Origin of the sequence: Clostridium fermenticellae (genome assembly GCF_003600355.1) — a bacterium.
GTDB classification, from domain to species: domain Bacteria; phylum Bacillota; class Clostridia; order Clostridiales; family Clostridiaceae; genus Clostridium_AV; species Clostridium_AV fermenticellae.
Genome location: NZ_CP032416.1, coordinates 1,990,462 through 2,008,956, shown reverse-complemented (window position 1 = coordinate 2,008,956; position 18,495 = coordinate 1,990,462). Strand labels below are relative to the sequence as shown.

Annotated in this window: 13 protein-coding genes; all 13 read left to right on the top strand. The window is 30.5% G+C overall.

Annotation, left to right across the window (positions count from 1 at the left end; all coding sequences use genetic code 11):
• The first annotated feature begins 54 nt into the window (after positions 1-54).
• The 13 genes from recJ to D4Z93_RS09355 all read left to right on the top strand — a co-directional run bounded on the left by recJ (position 55) and on the right by D4Z93_RS09355 (position 18,490).
• Complete coding sequence (gene recJ, locus D4Z93_RS09415) at positions 55-1,818, top strand: single-stranded-DNA-specific exonuclease RecJ (RefSeq protein WP_119972971.1); 1,764 nt, start codon at positions 55-57, stop codon at positions 1,816-1,818.
• A gap of 72 nt (positions 1,819-1,890) precedes the next feature.
• Complete coding sequence (locus D4Z93_RS09410) at positions 1,891-3,963, top strand: PAS domain-containing sensor histidine kinase (RefSeq protein WP_243105921.1); 2,073 nt, start codon at positions 1,891-1,893, stop codon at positions 3,961-3,963.
• A 192-nt stretch (positions 3,964-4,155) separates the two neighbouring features.
• Complete coding sequence (locus tag D4Z93_RS09405) at positions 4,156-5,220, top strand: undecaprenyldiphospho-muramoylpentapeptide beta-N-acetylglucosaminyltransferase (protein WP_119972968.1); 1,065 nt, start codon at positions 4,156-4,158, stop codon at positions 5,218-5,220.
• Between the two features lie 531 nt (positions 5,221-5,751).
• The gene (nifJ, locus tag D4Z93_RS09400) at positions 5,752-9,261 is read left to right on the top strand and encodes a pyruvate:ferredoxin (flavodoxin) oxidoreductase (protein WP_119972965.1); all 3,510 of its coding nucleotides are present in this window, start codon (positions 5,752-5,754) and stop codon (positions 9,259-9,261) included.
• Between the two features lie 143 nt (positions 9,262-9,404).
• Positions 9,405-9,761, top strand: coding sequence for a DUF1292 domain-containing protein (locus D4Z93_RS09395; protein WP_119972962.1), 357 nt, complete (start codon positions 9,405-9,407; stop codon positions 9,759-9,761).
• Positions 9,762-9,829: 68 nt separating this feature from the next.
• Positions 9,830-10,471: an HAD-IB family hydrolase gene (locus D4Z93_RS09390; RefSeq protein ID WP_119972959.1), complete on the top strand. Its 642-nt coding sequence runs from the start codon at positions 9,830-9,832 to the stop codon at positions 10,469-10,471.
• 60 nt (positions 10,472-10,531) lie between these two features.
• Complete coding sequence (locus tag D4Z93_RS09385; RefSeq protein WP_119972956.1) at positions 10,532-11,362, top strand: aminotransferase class IV; 831 nt, start codon at positions 10,532-10,534, stop codon at positions 11,360-11,362.
• Positions 11,363-11,414: 52 nt separating this feature from the next.
• Entirely contained in the window at positions 11,415-13,397 is a 1,983-nt protein-coding gene (locus tag D4Z93_RS09380) for a flagellar assembly protein A (protein ID WP_162920290.1), read from the top strand.
• A gap of 126 nt (positions 13,398-13,523) precedes the next feature.
• The gene (locus tag D4Z93_RS09375; RefSeq protein ID WP_119972951.1) at positions 13,524-13,970 is read left to right on the top strand and encodes a chemotaxis protein CheW; all 447 of its coding nucleotides are present in this window, start codon (positions 13,524-13,526) and stop codon (positions 13,968-13,970) included.
• A gap of 46 nt (positions 13,971-14,016) precedes the next feature.
• Complete coding sequence (locus D4Z93_RS09370) at positions 14,017-14,505, top strand: chemotaxis protein CheD (RefSeq protein WP_119972948.1); 489 nt, start codon at positions 14,017-14,019, stop codon at positions 14,503-14,505.
• A gap of 41 nt (positions 14,506-14,546) precedes the next feature.
• On the top strand, positions 14,547-15,632 hold the full coding sequence (locus tag D4Z93_RS09365) for a protein-glutamate methylesterase/protein-glutamine glutaminase (protein WP_119972946.1): 1,086 nt from the start codon (positions 14,547-14,549) through the stop codon (positions 15,630-15,632).
• A 7-nt stretch (positions 15,633-15,639) separates the two neighbouring features.
• A complete protein-coding gene (locus tag D4Z93_RS09360) occupies positions 15,640-16,407 on the top strand; it encodes a CheR family methyltransferase (protein ID WP_119972943.1) in 768 nt (255 codons plus the stop codon).
• A gap of 13 nt (positions 16,408-16,420) precedes the next feature.
• The gene (locus D4Z93_RS09355; protein WP_119972940.1) at positions 16,421-18,490 is read left to right on the top strand and encodes a chemotaxis protein CheA; all 2,070 of its coding nucleotides are present in this window, start codon (positions 16,421-16,423) and stop codon (positions 18,488-18,490) included.
• Positions 18,491-18,495: the final 5 nt, after the last annotated feature.

The window sequence follows — 18,495 nt, the reverse complement described above, 5'->3', positions numbered from 1 at the left end:
ATTGAATTAATTTAAAGTCCATAGTAAATTATTCATAGATTGAAAGAGGAAATTATGAGTAGGTGGATGATAAAAAATAAAAAATGCGACATGGATAAAATTTGCAATTTAATAGGAGAAGATGAAATAATAGTAAAAACATTATTAAACAGAGAAATTTATACTTTAAAAGGTATGAAGTGTTTTTTAAAACCATCATTTGAAAATCTGCATGACCCCATTAAAATGAAAGATATTGATAGAGCTGTTGATATAATAATTGATAGTATAAATAAAAAATTAAAAATACTTATAATTGGTGATTATGATGTGGATGGAATAATGAGTGCATTTGTCTTGTGCAGTGCATTAAAAGAATTTAAAGCAAATGTTAATTATTATATACCAGATAGAATAACTGATGGATATGGTATAAATATAAGTATGGTTGATAGAGCATATAAAGATGGATATGATGTTATAATGACATGTGATAATGGCATTGCCGCAAGTGAGCAGATAAAATATGCTAAGAAACTTGGAATGATAGTGATTGTAACAGATCACCATGATATACCATTTATAGAGGATGAATATCAAAATAGAAAATATATTGTGCCAAATGCTGATGCAGTTGTAAATCCAAAACAATTAAATTGTGAGTATCCTTTTAAATCTTTATGTGGTGCTGGAATAGTTTTTAAATTTGTACAATTGCTTTATGATCGCATAACAAAAAATAAAATTGAAGCAAATAAATTTATTGAATATGTCGCAATTGCTACTATTTGTGATGTGGTGGATTTAGTCGATGAAAATAGATTTATTGTAAAATATGGATTAAATTTGCTTAATACGACTAATAACTTAGGATTAAAGGCATTAAAGAAGATTACTGGAGTTAGCGATAAAGTTATGAATTCGTATATAATAGGATTTATAATAGGGCCATGCTTTAACGCTGCTGGAAGATTAGAAGATGCATCTATTTCTTTAAGGTTACTTTTTACGAATGATCAGAGTGAAGCGGAAAAGTTAGCACTTAAGTTATATACTTTAAATAAAAAAAGACAGGAAATGACAAATCATGGAGTAGAAGAGGCAGTGAACTATATAGAAAAATTCTCAATTCAAGATAATAAAGTACTTGTGATTTATATACCAGAACTTCATGAGAGTATTGCCGGAATAGTAGCTGGAAGGATAAGAGAAAGATACAATTTACCCACAATTATACTTACCCGGGGGAAAACTAGTATAAAGGGGTCAGGCAGATCTATAGAAGGCTACAATATGTTTGAGGAATTACTTAAATGTAAAAATTTATTAGAAAAATTTGGAGGACATCCAATGGCGGCTGGATTGTCGCTAGCTGAGCCGAATATAAAACCTCTTATGAAAAGATTAAATGATAATTGCAGTCTTACAGATGAAGATATTATACCTAAAATAATTATAGACTGCAGTTTACCATTTAAAAAAATATCGTTAAAATTCGCAGAAAATATAAGAAATCTTGAGCCATTTGGAAAGGGAAACCCCAAGCCAGTATTTGCGGAAAAAGGAATTAGTATAATAAAAGTAGCCTTCTTAGATAAGAATGGCAGGTTCTTAAAATTTACATTGAAACAGGGAAGATTGTATTTTAATGCAGTTATGTTTCAAGGCTTGGATGAATTAAAGAGATTAATATTTGGAACTAAACAGAATAATGTGTCAATTTATGAATACCTATCTTCAATAAAAATCGACATAGTATTTTATGTAAATATAAATGAATATATGGGAAAGGAATACCTTCAATTACAGATAAAGGAATTGAGGAAATCAGCATTATGATATCAAAGTCTGTCGGTTTTGTTTAACGAGTTTATTTATATTTTAACTAAATAAGAATAGGAGAAAGTATAAATGAAAGATTATTTGGATAAAAATATGGAATGGGGAGAGTTGAGCAAGCACTTGATAGAAGTGCTTCCGTATTTTGTATGTATTACAGATCCATCTGGAAACATAATATATGTTAATGAAAGAGTCAAAAAGATACTTAATAAAAGTAGTTGTGGGAAGATTAAAAATAGAAACGATTTTATAGAAGAATTTAATATTATGGATCAGTATGGAAGAAAAATTACAGTGAAGGATTTTCCCCTTTATAAATGCTTAAACAGTCGTAAGGAAATTAAAAATTCTATTATAAAATTTAAAATACATGATACAGAATATTATATATCAGTATCAAGTTTTCCTCTTATTCAAAATGATGAATTAGAAGGTGCTTTAATGATGGGAGTAGATGTTACAAAAGACTACTTCATGAATGTAAAATCAGAGGATGAAAGAAAGAAATTTTTAGAGCTGTCCACAGAATTAAATGCTAAGTGTAATGTTATAGAGATATTAAGAGATAAGGAAAAAGAACATTTAATGTATCTTAAAGATGTTATAAATAATATATCAGAAGGTATAGTTGTTTTTGATTTTAACCAAAAAATAAGTTTATGTAATAAGGCTGTATCCAATATTTTAAATTTATCAGTTTTAGAGTTGATAAATAAAAAAAATTTGCTTGAGAAGTATTATATTTGTCTTGAGAATTCTGGGCAAGATAGTCAGGATGAGGCTATAAAGCTATATAAAGATTGCCTTAAAAACAAAAAAATTATGAAAAACACTGTTTTTAAGTTAAAGAACAAACATTCTTTAAAAGATAAATATATCGAACTTAACAGCAATCCTATAATTAAGAGTGATGAATTAGCATATACAATTCTTACAATAAAAGATGTTACTGAAGAGAAAATTCATGAGATAAATTCTGAAAAACAGGCTGAGTTTGTAAAAAATGTAGTTAATACACTTGAAGTACCAATAGCTGTAATAGACTATCCTGTTATGAGGTATAAATTGACAAATAAAAAGTATGAGCAGATAATTAGGTGTCAATCCGGTTTGAATGATCCTTCAATTTTTGACAGTAGGAATCCTAAACATATAAATTATAATTTATATGAAATTATTCAAGAAGTGGTTAGAAGTTATAAAAAGTATACTGTGAACCCATACAGTGTAAAGGACAAAAATGGAAACAAAAGATATTACAAGATAAAATTTGTACCATATAGGAATAAAGATAAAAGCATCAATGTATATATACATGCTTCTGACATAACTGAAGAAGTTAATCATAATATTGAACTTGAAAAGATAACAAAATTGAAGGATGAGTTTTTTACGGTAATATCTCACGAACTTAGAACACCTCTTACTATAATATATTCTTCAATCCAATTGGCTTATGATGTGTATAAAAATGAAATAACATCAAATATGGAAAAGACACTTTTTAGAATAAATCAAAATTGCAGTAGATTGTTAAAACTTACTAATAATATTCTCGATATATCTAAGTCGGAAGCTGGTTATTTAACTCTTAACAATTCAAATTTTGATGTTATTTATTTTAGTGAAACTATAGTGGATGCTGTAAATAAATATGCATCTGGTAAGAATATTCAATTGATATTTGATACGAATGAAGAAGAATGTAATGTAAGAATAGACAAGGACAAGTACGAGAAAATACTTTTGAATTTGTTGTCAAATGCAATAAAATTTACACCTGAAGGCAAAAAAGTTCTTGTGTCGTTGAAAGTGGATGAAAATTTTTTCTGTTTAAGTGTCAAAGATTATGGAATTGGAATACAGGATGATAAAATAAAATATATTTTCGATAGATTTGCACAGATCAATAGTTCTTTATCAAGGAGAGCGGAAGGTACAGGTATAGGACTTGCACTGGTGAAAAAGTTAGCTGAATTGATGGGAGCTAAGATCAAGGTTAAGAGTAAATATGGAAAAGGAACGGAATTTATAGTTAAATTTAAAAAAGTGGATTTACAAACAGGTAAAAATAATAATTGTGTTATTGTAGCAGAGGATATTTCTGACAGAATAAATATAGAATTCTCTGATGTAAATTAAGAAGAATACAGCACATGTATTCTTTTTTTATAATTATTTTACTATTGAATCTTGTATTGTTTATTTTAAAAAAAGTAGTATTATATTTAGGAAGAATGGTATTTTATTTAATAAATGCTCACTAAAATTTTATACGATAGTTCTATTAGAAATTAGACTATGTGCTATTAATTATTAAAAGGGGTGCAGTAATTGAAAAAGATAATAATGACGGGTGGTGGATCAGCTGGACATGTGACACCAAATTTGGCGTTAATCCCTAAATTAAAAAAAATGGGATACGAAGTTCAGTACATAGGTACTGAAGATGGTATAGAGAGGAAGATAATTGAAAAACAACATATCAAATATCATATTATATCCAGTGGAAAGCTCAGAAGATATTTTGACATAAAAAATTTTACGGATCCATTTAAAGTCATAAAAGGTGTTGTACAATCAATAATTATCATGAAAAAAGAAAAACCTAATATAGTATTTTCTAAGGGAGGATTTGTATCTGTACCTGTTGTGATTGGGGCAAACTTTAATAAAATTCCGGTTATTGCTCATGAATCTGATATTACGCCAGGACTTGCAAATAAGCTGTCAGCTCCGTATTGTACTAAGGTTTGTGTTACTTTTCCAGAATCTCAAAAGTATATAAAAGATAATAAAGCTGTTTTAACAGGTACACCTGTAAGAGAAGAACTTATAAATGGAAGTAGTATAATAGGTAAAAGAATATGTGGATTTAATGACAAAAAGCCAGTACTTCTTGTAATTGGCGGAAGTCTGGGATCTAAATTTATAAATGATACTGTAAGAGAAAATATTGATAATCTAATAAAAAAGTATAATATTATTCATATATGTGGGAAGGATAATGTTGACAATAGTTTAAATAGTAAAAATGGTTATGTGCAATTTGAATATGTAAATGATGAATTGCCACATATAATGAATTCAGCTGATTTAGTTGTATCTAGAGCTGGAGCAAATGTAATATTTGAACTGCTTGCATTAAAAAAGCCCAATCTCTTAATACCACTTTCTAAAAAATCTAGTAGAGGAGATCAAATTTTGAATGCAAAATCTTTTGAGAAAAGTGGATACAGTATAGTTATTCAAGAGGAAGAATTAAATGGCGAATTGCTTGTACAAAAATTAGAAGAACTTCGAAAAAATAGGGCTAAGTATGTTAAAAATATGGAATCAAGTTCAATTAAAAATGGGGTCGACAAAATTGTAGAACTTATAGCCAAATATTCCACTTGATTTATAAAGTTAATAAAGTTAGATATAAAACGTTAAACTTTAAATTTAAGACTTATATAATGACAAATAGGTTTTAAATTTGATTTTAAGATGCCTGGTGATTGAAAAAATATTGTTTTTATTATAAATTTAGTATAGGATGTATACGATATAATAGTAATAGTTGGATGTAGTTTTCCACTGCATTTTCTAAATTACAGCAATTTTATCATAAAATTTTGAGGAATTAACATATATTTTATATAACTTTCAAAATTAAGTTTTACATCTAACGAATTTTGTTGTATAGTAAAACTGTAAGATAAATTTATTAATACAGTTAGTAATTGAAAATAAAAAGTATATTTTTGATGTCTGAGTCTAAGTATATATGTGTATTATTATTTTGCATTTCATGTTAAATATAAAAATAGTACAGATGATTATAAAGAATAGTACAGACATTTGCATTAATGACTATAAGAATTATGCAAATATTGCATAATCTTATTTATAAATTTTCTTAAATATACAGAAAGAAGGGAAATTTTTATGAGAAAAATGAAGACTATGGACGGAAATACTGCAGCAGCACATATTTCTTATGCTTTTACTGATGTTGCAGCTATTTACCCAATAACTCCTTCGTCACCAATGGCAGAACACGTTGATGAATGGGTATCCCAAGGAAGAAAAAATATTTTTGGACAAACTGTAAAAGTTATGGAAATGCAGTCAGAAGCAGGTGCCGCAGGTGCAGTACATGGTTCATTACAAGCAGGAGCACTTACTACTACATATACTGCTTCCCAGGGCTTCTTATTAATGATACCAAACCTTTATAAAATAGCTGGAGAACTTTTACCAGGAGTATTCCATGTATCAGCAAGAGCTTTAGCTGCTAATTCTCTTAATATATTTGGAGATCATCAAGATGTAATGGCTGCAAGACAGACAGGATGTGCTCTTCTTGCTGAAAGTTCAGTACAACAGGTTATGGACTTATCTGCAGTAGCACATTTAGCAGCAATAAAAGGAAGAGTTCCTTTTATTAATTTCTTTGATGGATTCAGAACTTCACATGAAATTCAAAAAGTAGAAGTAATGGATTACGATGATTTAGCTAAATTAGTTGATATGGATGCTGTAAATGCATTTAGAAGAAGAGCTTTAAATCCAGATCATCCAGTAACTAGAGGAACAGCTCAAAACCCTGATATATATTTCCAGGAGAGAGAAGTAAGTAATAAATTCTATGATGAACTTCCAGAAATCGTTGAAAATTATATGCATGAAATAACTAAAATCACTGGAAGAGAATATCATTTGTTTAATTACTATGGAGCACCAGATGCTGACAGAATAATTATAGCTATGGGTTCCGTATGTGATGTTATAGAAGAAACAATAGATTATTTATCAGCAAAAGGTGAAAAGGTAGGTTTACTTACAGTTCACTTGTATAGACCGTTCTCATTAGAGCACTTCTTTAAGTATATACCAAAGACAGTTAAGAAAATTGCTGTTCTTGATAGAACTAAAGAGCCAGGATCAGCTGGTGAACCTTTATACTTGGATGTTAAGAATGCATTCTATGGAAAAGAGAAACAACCAATAATAGTTGGAGGAAGATATGGATTAGGATCAAAGGATACTGTTCCAGCTCATATTTTACCGATATTTGAAAACTTAAAATCAGATAATCCAAAGAATGGATTTACAGTTGCTATAGTTGATGATGTAACAAATACTTCACTTCCAGTTGGTGAAGATATAGATACAACACCAGAAGGAACTACAGCTTGTAAGTTCTGGGGATTAGGATCAGATGGTACTGTTGGTGCAAACAAGAGTGCTATAAAGATCATTGGAGATCATACAGATATGTATGCTCAAGGATACTTTGCATATGATTCAAAGAAATCTGGAGGAATAACAGTTTCTCATTTAAGATTTGGTAAGAAACCAATAAAATCACCTTATTTAATAAACAAAGCTGATTTTATAGCTTGCCACAATCAATCATATGTCCATAAATATAATGTATTAGAAGGATTAAAGAAAGGTGGTAAGTTCTTACTTAACACTGTCTGGAGTCCAGAAGAAATAGAAGAAAACTTGCCGGCATCAATGAAACAATATATTGCTAATAACAATATTGAATTCTATACTTTAGATGCTGTTAAAATAGCTCAGGCTATAGGCCTTGGCGGAAGAGTAAATATGATTTGCCAGGCTGCATTCTTTAAGATTGCAAATATTATTCCAGTAGAAGATGCTGTTAAATACTTAAAAGATGCCGTTGTAACTAACTATGGTAAAAAAGGTCAAAAAGTTGTTGATATGAACAACGCTGCAATAGATCAAGGTGTTGGTGCTATTGTTAAAATAAATGTTCCTGATTCATGGAAAACTGCAAAAAATTCAGAAGTAAAATCTTCAAAAGAGACTACTGAATTTGTAAAGAATATTCTTGAACCAATGAATAGACAAGATGGAGACAAACTTCCTGTAAGTGCTTTTGTTGGAATGGAAGATGGTACATTTCCTGCAGGTACAGCTGCTTATGAGAAGAGAGGAATAGCTATAAATGTTCCTGAATGGCAGATGGATAAGTGTATCCAATGTAATCAATGCTCATTTGTATGTCCTCATGCATCAGTAAGACCGGTTCTTTTAACTGAAGAAGAACTTAAAGCTGCACCAGAAGGATTTGCAGCTAAGGATGCAGCAGGAGCTAAAGGATTGAAATTTGCTATAGCTGTTTCACCTCTTGATTGTACAGGATGCGGAAACTGTGCTCAAGTATGTCCAGCTAAAGAAAAAGCTCTTGTTATGAAACCTCTTGATACTCAATTGAATAAGGTTGAAGCATGGGATTATGCTATGAATGTATCACCAAAAGCAAATCCAATGAATAAATACAGCGTAAAAGGAAGTCAGTTTGAGAAACCTTTATTAGAGTTCTCAGGTGCTTGTGCAGGCTGTGGAGAAACTCCATATGCTAAGACTGTTACTCAATTATTTGGTGACAGAATGATGATAGCTAATGCTACTGGATGTTCATCAATCTGGGGAGCTTCAGCACCATCAATGCCATATACTACAAATCATGAAGGTCATGGACCATCATGGGCTAACTCATTATTTGAGGACAATGCTGAGTTCGGATTAGGTATGTTCTTAGGAGTTAAACAAATAAGAGACAGATTAGTTGGCGAAGCTAAAGAAGCAGTTGAATCAGGTAAAGTAAGTGCTGAATTGAAGAGTGCTTTAACTGATTGGACAGAGAATGTAGATGAAGGTAAAGACTCAAGAGAAAGGGCAAATAATCTTATAACTTTACTTGAGAAGGAAAAAGCTAATGATAAGAATATTGAAGATATCTACACTAATAAGGATTTCTTAGTTAAGAGATCACACTGGATATTTGGTGGAGACGGTTGGGCTTATGATATAGGATATGGTGGATTAGATCATGTTCTTGCATCAGGCGAAGATGTAAATGTTATTGTATTTGATACAGAAGTTTATTCAAATACTGGTGGACAGTCATCAAAATCAACTCCAGCTGCTGCTATAGCAAAATTTGCATCAAGTGGTAAACGTACTAAGAAAAAAGATCTTGGTATGATGGCTATGAGTTATGGATATGTATATGTAGCACAGATAGCAATAGGAGCTGACAAGAATCAGACATTAAAAGCTTTGAAAGAAGCAGAAGCTTATAAAGGACCATCATTAATTATCGGCTATGCTCCATGTATAAATCATGGATTAAAAGCAGGTATGGGATGCAGTCAGTTAGAAACTAAAAAAGCTGTAGATTGCGGATATTGGGCATTATATAGATATAACCCAGAATTAAAGGAATCAGGAAAGAACCCATTTGTACTTGATTCAAAAGAACCAACTGGAAACTTCAAAGATTTCTTAATGGGTGAAGTAAGATATTCTTCACTTGCTAAACAGTTCCCGGATCAGGCAGAAGCATTATTTGAGAAAACTCAAAAAGATGCTGAAGCAAGACTTGCAGGATACAAAAAACTTGCAGCAGAATAATTAGTTTAAGAAAGAGGAATGCAAAGCATTCCTCTTTTTTAAACAATATATTTAAATACATAAAAATAATTTCTACAAAATACTTTTAATATATGCGAATTAAGGGTAAAATTAGAACATAACATATATAAGGAGGTCTTGTAATGGATAAAGAGAATTTAAATGAAAATGCTACATGTGATTGTGGTGATCCAGATTGCGGATGTGAGGAACATAATCATGAACATAATGATGAATGCGGCTGTGATTGTGGATGCGGTGATCATGAAGCTTTAGTAGTTGACTTAGAGGATGAAAACGGCAATATCGTTCCATGTGAAGTTGTAGATGGATTTCAATATAAGGAAAATGAGTATGCTGTAGTTCAAAACCCTGAAAATGAATCAGTTTACTTATTTAAAATAGTTGGAGAAGGCGATGAAGGAGAGCTTGTTATACCTGAAGATGATGAGTTTGAAGAGGCATCTGCTTATTACGAGGAATTGACTTCAGATAAATAATATATGAAAAAGTCGTTGCTTTCATGGCATCGGCTTTTCTTTTAATAATATTTTAGGGGTGGTTACTTTTGGAAAGATTGGCGATATTTGATGTTGACTATACATTAACTAAAAGAGAGACTCTCATGGAATTTTATTTATTTATGCTTAGAAAAAACCCAAAAATTATAATACATTTTCCAAAGAGCCTTGTATCTGTATTTTTCTATGTATTTAAGGTATTCAATGCTGCAAAAGCAAAGGAAAATTTCATAGCATTTATAGATGGAATAGAAGAAGTGAGAATGAAAAAATTAGTTGAAGAATTTTACGAAAAGAAACTGAGTAAAATTTTTTATAAAGATGCGATTGAAACGATGAAGAAACTAAAAAAAAGAGGGTGTAAAATATATTTAATATCAGCTTCAGCTGAATTTTATCTAAACGAATTATATAAAGTAGAAGAAGTCGATAAGGTTATAGGTACAAAATTTACGTGTGAAAATGGCATTTACAGGAAGAAAATAGTAGGCGAAAATTGTAAAGGAGAAGAAAAAGTTAAAAGACTTATGAGAGTTTTAAGGGAAGAAAATATTGAGGTTGATTTTAAAAATTCATATATGTTTTCGGATTCTTTGTCAGATATGCCATTATTTAAATTAGTAGGCAACCCTTATCTTATAAATTATAGAAAACCATATGACAAGATTAAAATATTAAACTGGAAATAATGCGTAAATTGTTAAATTGTGATACCTAGAATAATAAAACAATGAAAAAGGAGGATATTTATGAGTGAGTGTATAAATGATTATTATATATATAATGGTGATATAAAAGAAAGCAAGAACTTCGATAAAGAAATTTTGAGAACAGGTAAAGTATTATATGAGGTTATACGAATTATAGATGGTAAACCTTTATTCTTTAACAAACATATGGATAGACTTAGAAATTCAGCTAAAATTACAGGTGTTACTATTAAATTTTCCAATCAGGATATAAAAGAAATGATAGAAAAACTTATAAATTCGAATGGAATTTATTCTAGTAATGTTAAATTAATTTTTAACTTTGACAGCATAAGCAGAAAATTAAATATTTCAGCAGTTTATTTTGTAGAACACAGTTATCCCTCTAAAGAAAATTATGAATATGGAGTTAATACTATATTTTATCATGGTGAAAGAGAGACCCCGAATGCAAAAATCTTGAATATTAATTTCAGGCAACTTGTAAATAAAGAAATTAGAGCAAAGAATGCCTTTGAAGCCATACTTTTAGATAGAAATGGTGACATAACAGAGGGAAGTAAATCAAATATTTTTATGATTAAGGAAGATAACGTTATAACCGCACCTGTTCAATCAGTATTACCAGGCACAACGAGGCAAACCATAATTGAATTGTGTAGAAAGGCCAATATTAATGTTGTAGAAAAAAAAGTAAATTATACTGAAATTGAATCTATGGATGCACTCTTTATATCTGGTACTTCTCCTAAAGTTTTGCCAATAGCTAAAGTTGAAAAAAGTGAATTTGGATCTTCAAAAAATAGGATAGTACTTCAGATAATGAAGTTATACGATAAAGAAGTTTATAATGATTTAGCTAAGGCTTAAGCTCTGCTTTAATATTCACTGTTTATTAAAATTTAAGGGGTGATATATGTATATGAAAAGGATTTATAAGGGGATTACAGTAAGTAAATGCATTGAAGATGCTTGCAAAGATTTAAATAAAGATAGAGATGAACTAAAGTTTAAAATAATTGATAATGATAAGAAATTTTTTAAAAAGAAGTGTATTGAAGTTGAAGTAAATGATGACGTCTCAAAAGAAGAAGGAAGTATAGCTTATAAGCCTGAGAGTGTGAAAAAAATTAAATCAGAACCAAATTTAAATCCCAATGATGGATCTGCAGGGGTTATAGAAGGAAGGATAATTGTACATGATCCTAAAGATGGTGGTACCCCGGCATATATAATAGTAACAAATAATGTGAAAATAACGGTAGATGGTTCTGAAGTTACAGGAAAGGTACCTGTTTATGAGAAAAATGATATAAAAGTACAAATTAAGAGAAAAGAAGCCTTTCGCAAGCTGGATATTTCGATGTCGAAAAATAATATGAAAGCCTATGGCAGTATCATATACAAACCTCAAATAATATACAGATTAAAGGATAGTGACTGTTTAAATACTCTTAATCCTGATATAGAGATAAAGTCTAAAATAGAGCCTCCTAAATACACTTTGACAGAAATAAAACAAGAACTTGCTAAACAAAATATAAATTATGGAATAATACATGAGAATTTAAAGAAACTTGCTGATGGTGAATCTAATAACTGTCTTCTGGCAGAGGGAATATATAAAGTAGATCCTGTAGATGATTATATAGAAATAAAGTTTAAAACTGCTAATTTTAATAAAAAGCTGGAGGAGGATAAGCTTGGAAATATAGATTTCAAGAGTATAGGTTCAGTAGAAGCTGTTAAAAAAGGTGATATTATAGCAGTAAAGCATGATGGCAAAGATGGCAAAGATGGCAAGGATATAACTGGTAAATTGATAAAGAGTAAGAATAGAAAAGTATCGAAATTAATTGTAAAGACAGGGTGTTATATAAAGGACAATGCTGTTATATCTGCAATAGACGGCAAACCGTGTGTAACTGGTAAGGTATTTTGTGTTTACCAATTGCATGAGGTGAGATCAGATGTTGATTTGAAAACAGGAAATATAAAATTTATAGGAGATATAAATATATATGGTTCTGTTAAGGAAGGGATGTCAGTTGACTGTGGTAATTCTCTTTTAATAGAGAAGGATGTTGATAGAGCCAATATAAATGCAAAAGGTAATATAGATATAAAAGGAAATGTAATAGCCTCCAGGATATTTTCAGGTGGGGAGGATGTAAATAGGATAAAGTGTATTAATGACTTAACAGGATTGGGTGAGCTTTTAGAATCTCTTGCATCAGCGGCTAATGAAATAAATAAGTATGATCTGCTTGGCAAAAATGTGAATTATGGACAGGTAGTAAAAATATTGATTGAAAATAAGTTTAGAAAAATACCTAGAATATGTCTAAGTATAATAACAAATCTAAAACTTAATGAAGGATGTTTGGAGATAGATGATTTAATGGAAATATTAAAAAGTAAGTTGATTGGCATATCACCTATAAGCATAAAGAACTTTGATGAATTGAATACGATTATAGAATGTATAAATGAAAAAACTAAATTGATGCGTGAATCTCTTTCCATACCAGTTAATATAAGTATATCATATTGTCAGGATTCAAATATTAATAGCTCTGGTGATATAGTTATAGTTGGCAGAGGTGAGTATATTTCTAATATTGATGCTAATGGGACAATAGAGTTTATGCAGGATAGGAGTATTGCAAGAGGTGGAACTTTAAAGGCTAAAAGAGAAATAAGATGTAGAATTGTTGGGAGCCTGGCCGGGGTTACGACAAAACTGCAGGTTGATAAACAAGGCAATATATGGGCGGATGAGGCATATCAAAATACTATGTTTATAGTTGGGACAAAAGAGTATATGTTAGATACACCAAGCAAAAATGTACATGTCTATTTAGATAGAAAAGGAGATATGCAGGTAGAAAAGTTTGTGCTATAAAATGCCTATATAATATAATATATGACATTTTACCAAAAAAACTATGACAAAATTACAACATTTGTTATATAATGAGAATATATCAAAAGGGAATTGCATGTGTTGGCATTAAGGAGGAATAAATAAATGGGAAATAATGATTTAAAGGTATTGATTTTTTCTATAGATAATCAGTATTATGCCACAGACATTATGGAAGTTGAGAGGATACTCGAATATGAAGAGCCAACTAAACTACCTGATTCCCCTGATTTTGTAGACGGGGTTATAAATTATCAGGGAAATATAATATCAGTAATGTCATTAGATAAAAGATTTAACTTGCAAAATAGTTTAAATAGTAGGGAAGCAAAAATTATAGTTGTAAAGCAGAATGAAGATAAAATAGGAATAATAGTGGATTTAGTATCAGAGGTTAAGAATGTAAGTGCAAACAATATTGAGAATCCACCAGATATAGTAGCAGGAATTTCAAAGAGATATTTAAAAGGATTAATAAAGCTGGAAAATAGGATAATTATACTTTTAAATTTGAGCACAATACTAACTGAAGAAGAAAAAGAACTCATTTAAGAGTTCATGAAGAACTTTATTTAAATATGAATGAAGGGTGCATACTATGAATGTAAAAGAGATAAGGGTTGGGATTGCAGATATGAATACTGCAGTTTCTCCAGATAAGATAATAACGGTTGGTCTTGGTTCGTGTATAGGTATAGCTTTGTATGATAGGAAGCAGAGTTTGGGTGGACTTGCTCATATAATGCTTCCTGACAGTACACAATTTAATAAAATCACTAATCCTTTGAAATTTGCAGATTTGGCAGTACCGATGCTAATAGAAAAACTAGAAAAGTTAGGAGCACATAAGGGAAATCTAAAAGCTAAAATAGCTGGAGGAGCATCAATGTTCAATTTTTCCGACAAAAGTATGATAATGGATGTCGGAAATAGGAACAGTATAGCCGTAAAGAATGCTTTAAAGAAAAATTCAATTATGATTATAGGAGAAGATATCGGAGGAAACAAAGGCAGAACCATGATTTTTAGTACAGAAAATGGAAATGTACATGTAAAGACAGTTGGCATGGAAATTAAAGAGATTTAGTAGGGTTTTGATTTTATTAAATAAATTGAGGTGATAATGCTTTGAATAAATTAAGAGTTATTGTAGTAGATGATTCCGCTTTAATGAGAAAACTTATATCGGATATGATAAATGAGGAAGCGGATATGGAAGTTATAGATACAGCTAGAAATGGAGAAGAACTTTTGACTAAATTGTCAAAGAATACACCAGATGCAATAACAATGGATGTAGAGATGCCAAAGATGGATGGAGTTACTACTTTAAAAGAGATGAAGAAAAGAAATATTAACATACCTGTAATAGTTTTAAGTAGTATGTCACATGATGGAGCACATATTACAATAGACTGCTTGGCAGCTGGGGCTTTTGATTTTGTAGAAAAACCGTCAGGAACCATATCTCTTGATATAAATAATATTAAAATTGAATTGGTGAGAAAAATAAGATCGGCTTTCATAAAGATGCAGGGAGTAAAGGAAAATAAAGTTAAAGTCATGGAAAAATCTCATATTTTTAATCATACTTTAGATATTAAAAAAAATAACGATATAAAAAAAGGAAACAATTTTAGATCAAAGAAAATTGATGCTGTAGTTATAGGAGCATCTACTGGAGGGCCTAAGGCCTTGTATACAGTTATAACGGATTTGCCCGATAATTTAGGTGTGCCTGTGTTTGTAGTACAGCATATGCCGGCGGGTTTTACCAAAGCTTTTGCAGAGAGGTTAAATAGTAATAGCAAGATAGAGGTTATTGAAGCTCAAGATAGGATGTATATACAAAAAAATGTAGTTTATATAGCTCCAGGCGGTTTTCATATGGAAGTGGAAAATGATAGTAGAATACATTTAAACACTGAACCGGCAATATGGGGAGTAAGGCCAGCTGTCGATAAATTATTCATATCAGCTTCAAAGGTTTACGGATCAAACATATTAAGTATAGTATTGACAGGCATGGGAAAAGATGGAGCCCAGGGTACTGTAGAAATCAAAAAAAATGATGGTATAACTGTAGCAGAGGATAGATCTACCTGCATTATATATGGTATGCCAAGAGCGGCATATGAAACAGGAAAAGTTGACATAGTACTGCCAATACAAGATGTTGCTTGCGAAATAGCAAAGGCAGTTTCTGGGAGGTAGAAGTTTTATGGATATGGAGTATTTTGAACAATGGGTTCTAGGAGAATTTGGTATAAATTTATCTGCTTATAAATCAAATCAGTTACATAGAAGAATAAGAAGTTTAATGTCAAGAGTTGGGGTAAATTCTATAGATGAGTATATAGTACTTTTAAAGAAAGACAATTTTCAGAGACAGAAGTTTTTAGATTTTATAACTATAAATGTTTCAGAATTCTTCAGAAATCCAGAAATATTTGAAACATTAAAAGAAAAATTAAAAAGTGATCTGCTATCTTCAAATAATTCACTTAATATATGGAGCGCAGCCTGTTCGATAGGAGCAGAACCATATTCAATTGCCATGTATTTAGACGAACTTTCACCATCTTCAAGACATAGAATATTAGCTACAGATATAGATCTTACAATTTTAGAGAAAGCAAAAAAGGGTGAATATGTTCAATCTGAAATAAAAAATGTAAATAAACAATATTTAAGTAAGTATTTTAAAATAATTGACGATAAATATATTGTGAATGACAAAATAAAGGATATGGTTACGTTTAAAAAACATGACTTAATACTTGATAATTATGATAAAAACTTCGATTTAATTGTTTGTAGAAATGTGGTAATATATTTTAATCAGGACATAAAGGATTTGATATATAAAAAATTCAGTCAGTCGCTTAAAAAAGATGGACTACTATTTGTGGGGGCTACTGAGAGCATATATAATTACAGGGATTATGGTTTCGAAAAGGCTTCTACGTTTATATATAAGAAGATATGAGGAGGGAATATAAATGGATACATCACAGTATATGGCCTTGTTTTTGGAAGAATCTATGGATAATTTACAAATACTTAATGATTCATTACTTCAGCTTGAACAAGAGCCAGATGATATAGATAAATTAAATGAAATATTTAGAGTTGCTCATACTATAAAGGGAATGGCAGCCACCATGGGTTATACTGAAATGGCAGAACTCACTCATAAAATGGAAGATGTTCTTTCTGAATTCAGAGAGGGAAAACTTAAAGTTACTCAGGATGTTGTCACTGTTTTATTTAAATGTTTAGATACCTTAGAGCAAATGGTTGATAATATATCAGAAGGAGTAGATGAAAAGGTTCCTATTGATGATATAATAGAAAGTCTTGAAAAAATATCATCTGGAGCTGAAGCAAATAACAGTTCCAAAAATGAAAATCAGGCCGGTACTTTAAAGGAGGAAATAGCGGCTACTGATATGAAAAGTGAGACTAGTTCCTTTATACAATTAAATGAATATGATATAAATGTTGTGAAACAGGCACGAGATAAGGGATTTAATTCATATCAGATAAAAATAATTTTAGATGAGGGAACACTTTTAAAATCTGCCAGAGCCTTTTTGATATTTAAAGATCTTGAGGAATGTGGAGAAATAATTAAATCTGTACCAGGAACGGATGAAATAGAAAATGAAAACTTTGATTTTGAAATAGACTTAGTTTTATTAAGTACAAGAGAGTCAAATGATATATATAATATTCTGGTAAATATATCTGAAGTAAAAAGTGTAGAAATTGAAGATGTGGATATAAAGAATGAGCAGATAAGAAAGATTGAAGAAAATTCAAATGATATAAAATTGAAAGAGAAAACAATTATAAAAGAAAGTAAAAAAAATGTACCAAAAAAGGATGCAAAGCCGGCTCAAAAAACTAACAAGCCTCAGAAAGAGGGACATAAAAAGGTACATCAATCTGTAAGAGTTGATTTGGAAAGATTGGACAAGTTTATGAATATGGTATCAGAGCTGGTTATTCATAGGACTAGACTTGAACAAATAAGTACAAATTATAAACTAAATGAATTAAATGAAACATTAGAACAGGTTGCAAGAGCTACTTCTGACCTTCAAGATTTGGTTATGAAGATAAGAATGTTGCCTTTAGATACTGTCTTTAACAGGTTCCCAAGAATGGTCAGAGATCTTTCAGTTGAACTTGATAAGGAAATGGAACTTGTAATTCAGGGAGCTGACACAGAGCTTGATAGAACTGTAATAGATGAAATAGGAGATCCTTTGATACATTTAATACGAAATGCAGCAGATCATGGTATAGAAAACAGTAAAGATGAAAGAATTGCTGAAGGAAAGGATCCAATTGGAAAGATAAAACTTATTGCATATCAAGAAGGAACAAAGGCTGTCATAAAGGTTGAAGATGATGGTGGAGGAATAGATGTTGATAAGGTAAAGGCAAAGGCTGAAAGTATTGGTGTAAATACGGATGGAATGTCAGAAGCTGATATAAAAAACCTTATATTTATGCAAGGCTTTAGTACAAATGAGGAAGTCACAGATATATCTGGAAGAGGAGTCGGTATGGATGTAGTTAAAACTAAAATATCTGCACTAGGTGGAACTCTGGATGTGATTAGTGAAAAAGGAAAAGGATCTTCATTTATAATAAGGCTTCCGTTAACACTTCAAATAATTCAGGCATTACTTGTAAAAGTCGGAGAGGAAACTATGGCAATATCTTTAGGTTATATAGACAGAGTCATAGATTATACTGAAGATTTAGTAAAGAAAATGAATAATAAAGAAGTTATAATATATAATGAGAAAGTTATACCACTTATACGACTTAGTAACAAACTTAATATACAAAAAGTAGATTCTCACAAAAACTATATTGTAATAGTAAAGGTTGGAGAAAAAACTATTGGGCTTATGGTAGATGGATTATTTGGTCAAAAAGAAATAGTAATAAAACCTCTTGGAAAAACACTTCAAGCTTTAAAGGAATATATAGGAGCAACGATACTTGGAGATGGACTTGTAACTCTAATATTAGATGTTGCTGCTTTGGTATAAGGAGG